This window comes from Veillonella sp. 3310 (assembly GCF_003999875.1).
Classification (GTDB): domain Bacteria; phylum Bacillota; class Negativicutes; order Veillonellales; family Veillonellaceae; genus F0422.
In genome coordinates this window covers 376,310-385,732 of record NZ_RQVJ01000001.1, presented here as the reverse complement: position 1 = coordinate 385,732, position 9,423 = coordinate 376,310, and the positions used below count along the sequence as shown (strand labels likewise).

The window sequence follows — 9,423 nt, the reverse complement described above, 5'->3', positions numbered from 1 at the left end:
ATTGTAAAATAAAAGCAAATTATAAATGATAAGATAGACTAGTAGTATAATGTCATTGTAAAAGTATATGAAATATATCTCTAGTAAAGAGGAGGAGCATTCGATGTCAGAGTTTGCAAAAATTAAAGTTATTGGTGTTGGTGGCGGCGGCGGAAATGCCGTATCTCGTATGATTGGCAGCGACTTAGAAAATGTTGATTTCTTAGTGGCTAATACAGAAACACAAGCCTTAGATGGTACTAATGTACCTGTTCGTATCCAAATCGGTGAGAAAGCTACTAAAGGCTTAGGCGCTGGTGCTAATCCAGAAGTAGGCCGTGAAGCAGCTGAAGAAAGTCGCGAAGATATTTTAAAAGCTTTGCAAGGCGCTGATATGGTATTCGTAACTGCTGGTATGGGCGGTGGTACTGGTACTGGTGCAGCTCCTGTAGTAGCAGAATGTGCTCGTGAAGCTGGCGCATTAACAGTAGGTGTTGTAACAAAACCATTCGGCTTTGAAGGTAAAAAACGTAAAGAACAAGCTGAACGTGGTATTGAAGCATTAACTGGTAAAGTTGATACAATCATCACAATTCCAAATGACCGTTTGTTGGGTATTATTGACCGTAAAACATCTTTAAAAGATGCGTTCTTGACTGCTGATGAAGTATTACGTCAAGGCATCAAAGGTATTTCTGACTTAATTACAAAACCAGGTTTAATCAACCTAGACTTTGCTGACGTAAAAACTATCATGACGAACCAAGGTGAAGCCTTGATGGGTATCGGCGTAGGCGAAGGTGAAAATCGTGCTGTAGATGCTGCAAAACAAGCAATCAATAGCCCATTATTGGAAACTTCCATTGACGGCGCAAAAGGTATCTTGTTAAACATTACTGGTAGCGAAGAATTAAGCTTATTTGAAATCAATGAAGCAGCTGAAATCATTTCTGAAGCAGCGGATCCAGAAGCAAATATTATCTTCGGTTCTGTTATCGATGAAAATGTTGGTGACAAAGTATTCATTACTGTTGTTGCTACTGGTTTTGGTGACCAAGGTTCTTCTAATGGTTTTGCTCGTAAAAGCCCATTTGGTGTTACAGGAAACTCTCCAGACGTACCAGCTTTCATGAAACGATAAGATTCTCATACAAGGAGGATATTATGAAGAAAATCATAGTAGCCACAGCAGTGTTAGCTGCCTTTAGTGCTTCTGCATTTGCAGCTGCTGTTCCCGTGACAAATATTAATGCTGGTGAAACAAAAGTAGCCGCTGAATATTCTCTATCTAAAAAAACAGCACAAGACACAAAACGCAAAGATGGTTTTGGTGTATCTGCACAGCAAGGTATATCCGATAATTTAGCTGCACAATATTCTTTTAATAAAGTGCATCGTACTGGAACAGATATCAAAGATCATCAATTAGCCGGTGCCTATGCGGTACATCCTAATATCAATGTCTATGGCGCTGGTACCTATGTAGATATGGGACCAAAACAAAATGGGTTTGGTTATCAAGCAGGCGTGATTGGACATACTCAATTAGCTGATAAAATTGAAGGCTTTGCTAAAGTAGGTTTTGGTAATGATATTAAAGGAACTTACCAAGTAGGAGCTTCCTATGGATTGCGTCCCGATATTGATTTGAATGTATATTACCAATACGATCAATATAATATGAATCAAAATAAAACTGATGTAAAAGGATTACATGCAGGTGTAGGGTATACTTTCTAATTTGAAAGTACCCTATCAGTTGTACTAGTTTGCATCATGTGAGGACTGTAGTGTAAGAGTGTAAACTCTGCATTACAGTCCTTTTGATTTTATTATGTGATATATATGAGTAGGCAATCACTGTATGTAAACAATTAATTTGAAAAATAGGTTGACTATCTACAGTTTGATTAATTATAATAAAGGTGTAACAGAATGTAAGAATCATGTAAGCTTGTAAGATCCAGTATAACCCATGCTATGGGGGAGGAGGCACTATGCATACACTATGTAAGGGCTTGACAAGTGTAAGGGAAATTCCTAATACCGTGATTGTACGTAATGTACAATTTAAACGAACTACAAGATCACCACAGTTACAAATTAACTATACCCCAAGAAAGCAAGAACATATAGTGACTGTTTGTAATTCGAAAGGCACTTTGGTGTCCACGATGTTAGAACGGTTCGATTCCGAAGGGAATCACCATGATGAAGTTTCATTGGGAGAAATGCCAAAGGTTTGGCCAGGTGAATTGAAAGATAAAACAAGAACAAAGTTCGTGTTTACACCGGAATCCATTCTCGAATTTGCTGATGCTATTCAGGATGATAATCCTATCTATCGAGAAGAAATTCCCGTAGTACCAGAACTAATGGTTTTATCACATATGGCACATCATGTATTAGATGAAGCAATGTTACTTCAATTAGATATTACGTTTTCTGCACCGTTTTATGGTGGAGATGTTATTTCTGTAGAAAAACTTATGATCCATTCGGAAAAGCATACGCAAATTGGTGAGTGTGAATTAGTCGGCACTCATGGTGGGCGTGCCCGTTGTAAATGGATTTATGAAGAGGAGTTAGCGAATGTTACAGACTAGAGATTTGACAAAAATGGCGTTATTAGTGGCACTAGCCTGTGTAATGGCACAATTATCGATTCCAAACCCTATGGGTGTGGGAATGATTTCTTTAATTACCATTGCCTTGTGTTTGATTGGCTTATTGTTACCACCGAAACAAGCATTTTTGACATTATTAGTCTATGTACTGTTAGGAGCAGTTGGATTACCTGTATTTACTGGATTTACTGGTGGCATGGGAAAAATACTGGGTCCTACAGGCGGATTTATTTTGATTTGGCCTATCGCTTATACTGCGGTTAGTTGTTTAAAGGGAACAGAAAAAAGTTTCCTTAGATATGCTGTAGTAGCTACGGTAGTGAGTATTGTGATTACCTATGTAGCGGCGGTGCCGTACTTCATGTCTGTTGCAAGCATACCATTCACTGCTGATGGATTACAAAAAGCTTTGGGTATTTTGTTCTATCCATTTGTTATTGGTGATATTATAAAAGCAATTTTATCTGCATGGATTGCTATAAAAATTAAATTCTAAATATTTATGTAGAATGGCGATCAAATCCTTTTGGATTTGGTCGCTTTTATTATTTGGAAGATGTCAACCAATGTTCTATATCTATTTGTCATTATTTGAAAGTCTTTATCCCAGGCAAATTTTAAAGAATAATGGAATATAGTTCTCCATAAAAGTGTGATTCTACTAATTTTTACATCAATGCTATATCTAATTGGTATGTATTAATTAATGAGAAACCGCATAATATTGCGGTTCTTTTTTTATTCGTCAGATGAACGGCAAAAAATAATAAAATTAGTCGAAAATTCGTTGAATTTCTGCACGAGCATTCTCCCTCATTTCGTCCGAGTAATGAATGTAAGTGTTTATGACGGTAGCAACCGTATCACCTAATAGAGAGGCTACAGTTTTAATATCCACCCCATTAGAAAGTAGCTTAGTTGCATATGTATGCCTAAAATCGTGGGGGCTATGTTTGTTGATATTCGTGCTTATATACCCATACAGCATTGATGAATAATTGATAGGGATTATTCTAGCATGTGTAGATTGTTCTTTATATTCTTTTAATTTTGTTACTAACACCATAGGAATAGGCAATATACGTTTGCTATTCTTTGTTTTTAATTGACCAAATCCAAAATTATTTTCAGGTCCAATTCGCACCCATTGCTTATTAATAGAGATAGTCATATCATCTAAATTAATATCGTCCCATGTTAAGCCTAACAGTTCGCCAACACGAATGCCAGTATTATATAGTAGTGCAACAGCAATGTGATAGGGTGACAATGGATCTGAATTATTTAAATACAGTTCTATTTCTTCCGCATTTACTATCCGTTTTCTTGTCATTTTAGGCTTGTAGGGTATGGAATTTGTAACTGGGTTACGTGGTAATAAATCATAGTGCGATATGGCGTGCGATAAGATAGTTTTAAGGCACCGCAAGGGGTAATGTTTGGATGGTGCAGGTAGTGTCATTTCTTGCACCATAGAGTGAATTATAGAGGGGGTTATATCTGCTACCTTAACATTATGGATGGGGTGTAGGTGTTTGATAGCATTTTGATAGGTTATTAGTGAATTAGGTCGCAATTTATCTTTCATATCGTCAAAGTACAAACGAGTAAACTCAATGAATGTCATATTAGCCAATTCTTCATTATTGGTCAGCAGTAGATTCTCCTTGATGTCTTTCACAATTACATCGCCGTAATCTTTGGCTTGCCGTTTAGTAGCGAAACCCTGCTTGCTTTTTTGTCGCCATTTGCCATAGCGGTCTTTGTAGCTAACGATAACCTGCCAACCTTTATCCTTTTGACGTGTAGAAATAGAATAACTAGCCATGATTGCTCCTTTCAGTGGGTATTGCAGAAAATGCAAGTACCATGTATTGGAAATATTCCAATAGTTGAATTATATAAAACATATGTTCTTAGTAGTGGTAAAAAATAAAAGCCTACTGGCTGAAAGTCTTTAGATCCGTAAACTCTAACGGTATTCCATATTCAGTTGCAAGGTCGGTACTGGTGAGACAGTCGCAAAAGTTGATACACTCATCGGGTATGAGTAATTCCACGGCGAATGTATTGGCTTCCCTTTCAATTCTATCCACGTTGGTATGCGTGTAGTGGTGCAAGTATGGCACATTGCGGTTAGGGTGTAGGAATATATGCCCTAATTCGTGGGCTATTATAAACGGCACATGGTGGTCGGGAACAGAGGAATTGACGCATATACACCGTATGCGGTTACTGTAAAAGCAATAACCGCCTATGTTACCTAACTCACTATATATAATTTGAATATCTAATTCTCTAGCTAGTCGGATAGGGTCACGAGTACCGTATTTCTTGACTAGCTTTTTTATTGTATCTTTAATCAAATGACATCTTCCTTAGTGCATTATAGTATGGATTCTAAACCCGTCGAATTCGACTGGTTTAAAGGGGGTCGAAATCGACCCCTTTATAAAACAGACCATTTTGTTGAGGTCAACAAATTCGTAAGAATGGGCTATTTACGGTATATCTTTAGTTGTTATTGTGTACATCGATAAATAGCTGACAGCAACGATTGGCTATTCCAATTAATTATTTCATGGGCTACATTTTGCAAATTCGTAGGCATATTGGTATTTCCACGAGGTTTAATGGCAATAATTTTCTTGCCCATTCTTACAGCTTCATCAATTTCGTGTTGAATCCAATAACTATGATTAGTGTACATACCAGCAATGATAATTACTACACTTGCATGACGTATTTGTTCTGTAAGTTGTTCTTTCAATTTTTTTGTGTTGTTTGCGTCTAGTGGGTCATGTTCTGGTACACTATAATTGTGGTATACTAAATATGATGCATCTAACCAAATTTTAATAGTATAGTAATCTTTGCTATACTTCCATGCATGGCTAATAAAAATATTAATCATGTAAATTCCTTTCATCGGAGGTGAGTATATGAAAAAAAAGTTTGTTAAAAAGCCAGTAGTAATTGAGGCGTATCAAACAGATAAGGAAATGGTTATTCAAACATTAGAGGGACCAATGCAAGCCAGTGTTGGGGATTGGATTATTACAGGAATCCGAGGGGAAGAATACCCATGTAAGCCTGATGTGTTTGATAGAACTTATGAGGAAGTTCCACAAGATACAGAACTTACTGCTTACATTTAGAACCGCTATTGATGTTAGCCCAATTTATATTTTCATGGGAAATAATCGATTCGCAACGTTCAACTAACAGAATAAACCTATCTTCATCGGATAGATTTTTATATACACCTGCTTTGTATAAGTAGGTGTATTTTTCATTTTTAAGTAGTTCTGCTGTTTTTCTGTATTCGATCCAATTCTCATGAAAGTTATGTAATCCATGCAAAGCGACAATCACAACCAGTATGGATGATAGGACTATAGTAACAATACGGAGGCAGTTATATTCGTTACTGTAATAGGTGGCAATCGTGATACAACATCCAATGCTTAACTCTATCCATTTATACCTATTGAAATATTTCTTGTTTATAGAGCTTTTTTTGCTGTACCATGCAATTTGGTCGTTTAGTCGTTCGTTGATATATGTAGAAGTATCCATATTATCCCTTATACTTGTTAGGTGTAAATTTCTCTTTCGCTTTCAATTTAGTAATCCGCAGTGCAGATTCTAAAGAGGCACGGAGCAATTCCCTTGTTTCATCATCCATCTCACCGTCGCCGTTGTAGAATGCAAGCCCTGTTTCAGAATCCAAATCATTCATAAGCAGTTCGAGCCGTTTTTGGATGTCCTTTTCATCACGTTCGGAAAGAGTAGGCTTGAATGCAGGAGCACCTAATAAAAAATCTGTGGTTACATTAAATATATTGGCTATTTTTAATAGTGTAGAGTTATCTATTTCACGTTTGTTATGTTCCCACAGAGAAATAGCGGGAGCAGTAACACCGAGTTTATCTGCTAACTCTTGTGCGGTCATATTATATTTATTTCTTAGTGCACGGAGTTTGTCACCAGTAGAGTTCATTATGTTCACCTCATGTTAATATATCGTATTAAAATTATAACAATTTGTTATGTAAAAAAGTAATAACAATTTGTTATTTTTATGGTTGACTTAATAACAAAGTGTTAGTATAATGAAACCATAAGATAACAAAATGTTAAGGAGGTGATAGATTGAAAATGAAATTATCGGATTTGCGAACACGGTATAAATTAACCCAACAGGATATGGCAAAGGCTATAGGGTTATCACAACCACTATATGCAATGAAAGAGGGTGGCAAAAGAAAGTTTACACCAGATGAAATGACAAAAATATTTACTTTCTTCAAAAAAAGAAATGCAAAACTAAATATGCAGGATATATTTTTTTAAAGAAAATAATAACAAATTGTTAAGTACAAGGAGCAGAAACATGACAAACATGGAAACCAAAAAATTTATATTCACAAAAGAATTTCACGACACATTAAATCTGCTGATTAGAGCAGAAGATTTAGAAACATTCAATAACAAAAGCATTCACATCTTATCTGTTTTACAAGAATTGAAAACCATCTATAGCAAAGATGAGGTAGATAAATTCTACGATGAGGCAATAGATGGGATGGCACAAGCTGCAAGAAGATTGATTCATGGAGCGTAAAGATTAAGGAGTAGAAATATGAATGAATTAGAAAGAGTAAAACAAAAATACGAGGAATACATAGGTTATGCTGAAAAATGGTTACGAAAATATAAGGAAACTAAAGAGGAGATTTTTAAAATTGGATTTGAGCTAAATATGATGCAGGCAGGGGTATATATTGAATTTTGTGGAATTGAACCCTACTCAAGATATTTAGAAATGAAAGTGGAATTGGAAACATTGAAATAAGGAGTAGAAATATGAAACTAATCAATTTAACTGAAGAACAGAACGAACAATTAAAGAAAATGCACATGGATGCAATGAATGATTGCGATAAATTCTCGTTGATAGCAAATGAGTTAGGCGATGATGGTTTTAAGCGGTTAGGTTTAGTCGCGTATACAATTGCAAGAGTTTGTTTTGATTTAGGAGATTTCGAGAAACATCCAAACTTCTATGAGTCGTAATAAGGAGTAGAAATATGAACACGTTGAAAAAGTATAACGAAACAAAAACAGAACAAGGCTTCACATTCCACTATGGATGGTGGGGAGAGTTCTCCCCTACTGGTGAACTGGTAACAGCTTATGCGTATCCAAGAGTGGAAATCAATGAATATGATTGGTCGTACAATTGGAAACAGTGCAAAATCTTCTATCCGTTTGATGGTGGATTCGTTGGAGATTTGGAACTTAGGTATAAACTCCCTGCCGAGGTAATAGGCGATTTTGATGTAGTGGCAGAACAAGAGATGTTAAAACGCAAAGAATTGGTTGAGTATTGGAGAGGGGTGTATTAATGGACAGCCCAATTTGTAAGGCAGAGGAAGTAATGGAAATGCTAGGGTGTTCAAAAAGCACCCTACTCAATTACAAGAATAGAGGCATATTAGTTCCTATTGATGGGGTAAAGCCTATGGCGTATAGCCGTAGAAATGTAATGGCATTCATTGATGGAGGTCAAGAGTTTACACCTTGGGAATATGAACAGCTTAAAAGAGAAAATAAAAGACTTAAAGATGAGAACCGCCGACTAAAGGCGAAATTCTTTAAAGTGCAAAATGTTATCACGGTTGAGGCAGGTGATTTAATAGAACAACTTGCTTACTAACAACAGTATATAGAAATCAAGGGGTGAACGAAATGAACAGAAGTGCAAAGAAGCCTCGCAGTGAATTTGAAAACGCACTACGAGGCATAATCCTAACGCAAGACCAATTCGCCGAACGGCTATGTATAAGCAAACGAGCGTTTGTGAAGTATCTGTACAATGATCTGTATCCGCCTTGTGATGTAATCGCAAAGACCGTGGAAGAGTTCGATGTACATTCTATGGCGGTGTATCACCTAGTAAACCAATGCCCTATTGTTAGGGCGTATATGAAGAAGATAAAGGAGTTGATGAAATGAAACAGCATGAAAAAAGAACCTATATCGGAGGGCATAGGGTTGTATATAAAATAAAACCAAAAAAAAGAACCTATACCCGATGGGATAGGATTATAGCGGTCGCAATGATTCCGCTAGTGCTAGCAGGGCTATATGCTGCGGTAGTACAAGAACCAATTCAATATGAAGATAAAACAGTAATCGTACAAGAGGGCGACACCTTATGGGGAATCGCTAAAGATGCCGTAGGTGAGAAAGTGGATGTACGCCAATCCATTCGAGAAATTATTACCGAAAATAATTTAGATGGTGCAAACATTCACCCAGGCATGACGCTCAAGGTTAGAGCGATTAAGGAGGCAAAATGAAACCTTTCAACGTTCTAAGAGGATATATAGTGAGGGCTAATATTACTCAACTGGAATTATCCAAATTGGTGGGCATTTCACATGTTGCTTTATCCAAACGATTTATGGGCAAAGTTGAGTTTACTAGAAGAGATATGTTGGTAATCCAAAACGTATTAAACAGACGTTTAGGTAGGCAACTAACTATTGATGAATTGTTTTTTAGGGATGTATGAGTTTTAAAAGTAAATGAGGTGAAACATGAAAGGTAAATATAAGTATGTGGCGAATGTGATTGCCTTCGTTCCTTTGTTGGTCAAAGTGAGGGCAGACGATACGGAAGAGGCAATAGAAAAGATCCGAAAGAAAGTACATAAACAGATTGATATGGAAATAAACAATATAGCATTCAGAACGTTAGGCAAATTAGATTAGTCGTGAAAGGGGGTGAGTATATGAAACAATAGTAC

The 9,423-nt window shown here is 36.5% G+C and carries 19 protein-coding genes; 14 read left to right on the top strand and 5 right to left on the bottom strand.

Translation table 11 applies throughout. From position 1 onward, the window contains the following. The first annotated feature begins 103 nt into the window (after nucleotides 1-103). The 4 genes from ftsZ to EO127_RS01950 all read left to right on the top strand — a co-directional run bounded on the left by ftsZ (nucleotide 104) and on the right by EO127_RS01950 (nucleotide 3,102). Entirely contained in the window at nucleotides 104-1,120 is a 1,017-nt protein-coding gene (gene ftsZ, locus EO127_RS01965; RefSeq protein ID WP_240645966.1) for a cell division protein FtsZ, read from the top strand. A gap of 23 nt (nucleotides 1,121-1,143) precedes the next feature. Then, the gene (locus tag EO127_RS01960; RefSeq protein WP_127447793.1) at nucleotides 1,144-1,719 is read left to right on the top strand and encodes an outer membrane beta-barrel protein; all 576 of its coding nucleotides are present in this window, start codon (nucleotides 1,144-1,146) and stop codon (nucleotides 1,717-1,719) included. A 257-nt stretch (nucleotides 1,720-1,976) separates the two neighbouring features. Next, nucleotides 1,977-2,585: a hypothetical protein gene (locus EO127_RS01955; protein ID WP_127068772.1), complete on the top strand. Its 609-nt coding sequence runs from the start codon at nucleotides 1,977-1,979 to the stop codon at nucleotides 2,583-2,585. Beyond that, a complete protein-coding gene (locus tag EO127_RS01950) occupies nucleotides 2,572-3,102 on the top strand; it encodes a biotin transporter BioY (RefSeq protein WP_127447792.1) in 531 nt (176 codons plus the stop codon). Before EO127_RS01955 ends, EO127_RS01950 begins: the two co-directional genes overlap by 14 nt. 276 nt (nucleotides 3,103-3,378) lie before the next feature. Here EO127_RS01950 and EO127_RS01945 read toward each other — a convergent pair whose 3' ends face one another. The 3 genes from EO127_RS01945 to EO127_RS01935 all read right to left on the bottom strand — a co-directional run bounded on the left by EO127_RS01945 (nucleotide 3,379) and on the right by EO127_RS01935 (nucleotide 5,520). Next, the gene (locus EO127_RS01945; protein WP_127447791.1) at nucleotides 3,379-4,434 is read right to left on the bottom strand and encodes a tyrosine-type recombinase/integrase; all 1,056 of its coding nucleotides are present in this window, start codon (nucleotides 4,432-4,434) and stop codon (nucleotides 3,379-3,381) included. Nucleotides 4,435-4,546: 112 nt separating this feature from the next. Further along, nucleotides 4,547-4,972, bottom strand: a complete 426-nt coding sequence (locus EO127_RS08920; RefSeq protein WP_127447790.1) for an ImmA/IrrE family metallo-endopeptidase — start codon at nucleotides 4,970-4,972, stop codon at nucleotides 4,547-4,549. 155 nt (nucleotides 4,973-5,127) lie between these two features. Further along, a complete protein-coding gene (locus EO127_RS01935) occupies nucleotides 5,128-5,520 on the bottom strand; it encodes a TIR domain-containing protein (RefSeq protein WP_206168933.1) in 393 nt (130 codons plus the stop codon). A 28-nt stretch (nucleotides 5,521-5,548) separates the two neighbouring features. Here EO127_RS01935 and EO127_RS01930 point away from each other — a divergent pair, with 28 nt between their 5' ends. Beyond that, complete coding sequence (locus EO127_RS01930) at nucleotides 5,549-5,764, top strand: hypothetical protein (protein WP_127010571.1); 216 nt, start codon at nucleotides 5,549-5,551, stop codon at nucleotides 5,762-5,764. On the opposite strand, the gene EO127_RS08915 is transcribed toward EO127_RS01930, so the two are convergent. Both EO127_RS08915 and EO127_RS01920 read right to left on the bottom strand, forming a co-directional pair. Beyond that, nucleotides 5,748-6,185, bottom strand: a complete 438-nt coding sequence (locus tag EO127_RS08915) for a DUF4231 domain-containing protein (protein WP_127447789.1) — start codon at nucleotides 6,183-6,185, stop codon at nucleotides 5,748-5,750. The two genes, EO127_RS01930 and EO127_RS08915, sit on opposite strands and share 17 nt — an antisense overlap. A gap of 1 nt (nucleotide 6,186) precedes the next feature. Continuing rightward, complete coding sequence (locus tag EO127_RS01920) at nucleotides 6,187-6,609, bottom strand: helix-turn-helix domain-containing protein (protein ID WP_127447788.1); 423 nt, start codon at nucleotides 6,607-6,609, stop codon at nucleotides 6,187-6,189. Nucleotides 6,610-6,767: 158 nt separating this feature from the next. Between EO127_RS01920 and EO127_RS01915 the strand changes: the two genes are divergently transcribed. The 9 genes from EO127_RS01915 to EO127_RS08690 all read left to right on the top strand — a co-directional run bounded on the left by EO127_RS01915 (nucleotide 6,768) and on the right by EO127_RS08690 (nucleotide 9,388). Next, the gene (locus tag EO127_RS01915; protein WP_240645986.1) at nucleotides 6,768-6,962 is read left to right on the top strand and encodes a helix-turn-helix transcriptional regulator; all 195 of its coding nucleotides are present in this window, start codon (nucleotides 6,768-6,770) and stop codon (nucleotides 6,960-6,962) included. Between the two features lie 40 nt (nucleotides 6,963-7,002). Beyond that, complete coding sequence (locus EO127_RS01910) at nucleotides 7,003-7,233, top strand: hypothetical protein (RefSeq protein ID WP_127447786.1); 231 nt, start codon at nucleotides 7,003-7,005, stop codon at nucleotides 7,231-7,233. Between the two features lie 18 nt (nucleotides 7,234-7,251). Continuing rightward, a complete protein-coding gene (locus tag EO127_RS01905; protein ID WP_127447785.1) occupies nucleotides 7,252-7,464 on the top strand; it encodes a hypothetical protein in 213 nt (70 codons plus the stop codon). Between the two features lie 11 nt (nucleotides 7,465-7,475). Beyond that, nucleotides 7,476-7,685: a hypothetical protein gene (locus EO127_RS01900; protein WP_127447784.1), complete on the top strand. Its 210-nt coding sequence runs from the start codon at nucleotides 7,476-7,478 to the stop codon at nucleotides 7,683-7,685. A gap of 14 nt (nucleotides 7,686-7,699) precedes the next feature. After that, on the top strand, nucleotides 7,700-8,017 hold the full coding sequence (locus EO127_RS01895) for a hypothetical protein (RefSeq protein WP_127447783.1): 318 nt from the start codon (nucleotides 7,700-7,702) through the stop codon (nucleotides 8,015-8,017). Further along, complete coding sequence (locus tag EO127_RS01890; protein WP_127447782.1) at nucleotides 8,017-8,328, top strand: hypothetical protein; 312 nt, start codon at nucleotides 8,017-8,019, stop codon at nucleotides 8,326-8,328. The genes EO127_RS01895 and EO127_RS01890 overlap by 1 nt, the downstream gene beginning before the upstream one ends. Before the next feature lie 295 nt (nucleotides 8,329-8,623). Further along, nucleotides 8,624-8,974 (top strand): LysM peptidoglycan-binding domain-containing protein, encoded by a 351-nt coding sequence (locus EO127_RS01885; protein ID WP_127447781.1) that lies wholly within the window; start codon nucleotides 8,624-8,626, stop codon nucleotides 8,972-8,974. After that, on the top strand, nucleotides 8,971-9,189 hold the full coding sequence (locus EO127_RS08910) for a helix-turn-helix domain-containing protein (RefSeq protein ID WP_371412847.1): 219 nt from the start codon (nucleotides 8,971-8,973) through the stop codon (nucleotides 9,187-9,189). The genes EO127_RS01885 and EO127_RS08910 overlap by 4 nt, the downstream gene beginning before the upstream one ends. A gap of 25 nt (nucleotides 9,190-9,214) precedes the next feature. Then, nucleotides 9,215-9,388 carry a hypothetical protein gene (locus tag EO127_RS08690; protein ID WP_164742256.1) on the top strand — a complete coding sequence of 58 codons (174 nt, stop codon included), beginning with the start codon at nucleotides 9,215-9,217 and terminating at the stop codon, nucleotides 9,386-9,388. Nucleotides 9,389-9,423 lie beyond the last annotated feature (35 nt).

Bases quoted from the DNA above. Each gene is read 5' to 3' on its own strand.
- ftsZ (WP_240645966.1), top strand. From the start codon at position 104: ATGTCAGAGTTTGCAAAAATTAAAGTTATTGGTGTTGGTGGCGGCGGC.
- EO127_RS01960 (WP_127447793.1), top strand. From the start codon at position 1,144: ATGAAGAAAATCATAGTAGCCACAGCAGTGTTAGCTGCCTTTAGTGCT.
- EO127_RS01955 (WP_127068772.1), top strand. From the start codon at position 1,977: ATGCATACACTATGTAAGGGCTTGACAAGTGTAAGGGAAATTCCTAAT.
- EO127_RS01950 (WP_127447792.1), top strand. From the start codon at position 2,572: ATGTTACAGACTAGAGATTTGACAAAAATGGCGTTATTAGTGGCACTA.
- EO127_RS01945 (WP_127447791.1), bottom strand. From the start codon at position 4,434: ATGGCTAGTTATTCTATTTCTACACGTCAAAAGGATAAAGGTTGGCAG.
- EO127_RS01935 (WP_206168933.1), bottom strand. From the start codon at position 5,520: ATGATTAATATTTTTATTAGCCATGCATGGAAGTATAGCAAAGATTAC.
- EO127_RS01930 (WP_127010571.1), top strand. From the start codon at position 5,549: ATGAAAAAAAAGTTTGTTAAAAAGCCAGTAGTAATTGAGGCGTATCAA.
- EO127_RS08915 (WP_127447789.1), bottom strand. From the start codon at position 6,185: ATGGATACTTCTACATATATCAACGAACGACTAAACGACCAAATTGCA.
- EO127_RS01920 (WP_127447788.1), bottom strand. From the start codon at position 6,609: ATGAACTCTACTGGTGACAAACTCCGTGCACTAAGAAATAAATATAAT.
- EO127_RS01915 (WP_240645986.1), top strand. From the start codon at position 6,768: ATGAAATTATCGGATTTGCGAACACGGTATAAATTAACCCAACAGGAT.
- EO127_RS01910 (WP_127447786.1), top strand. From the start codon at position 7,003: ATGACAAACATGGAAACCAAAAAATTTATATTCACAAAAGAATTTCAC.
- EO127_RS01905 (WP_127447785.1), top strand. From the start codon at position 7,252: ATGAATGAATTAGAAAGAGTAAAACAAAAATACGAGGAATACATAGGT.
- EO127_RS01900 (WP_127447784.1), top strand. From the start codon at position 7,476: ATGAAACTAATCAATTTAACTGAAGAACAGAACGAACAATTAAAGAAA.
- EO127_RS01895 (WP_127447783.1), top strand. From the start codon at position 7,700: ATGAACACGTTGAAAAAGTATAACGAAACAAAAACAGAACAAGGCTTC.
- EO127_RS01890 (WP_127447782.1), top strand. From the start codon at position 8,017: ATGGACAGCCCAATTTGTAAGGCAGAGGAAGTAATGGAAATGCTAGGG.
- EO127_RS01885 (WP_127447781.1), top strand. From the start codon at position 8,624: ATGAAACAGCATGAAAAAAGAACCTATATCGGAGGGCATAGGGTTGTA.
- EO127_RS08910 (WP_371412847.1), top strand. From the start codon at position 8,971: ATGAAACCTTTCAACGTTCTAAGAGGATATATAGTGAGGGCTAATATT.
- EO127_RS08690 (WP_164742256.1), top strand. From the start codon at position 9,215: ATGAAAGGTAAATATAAGTATGTGGCGAATGTGATTGCCTTCGTTCCT.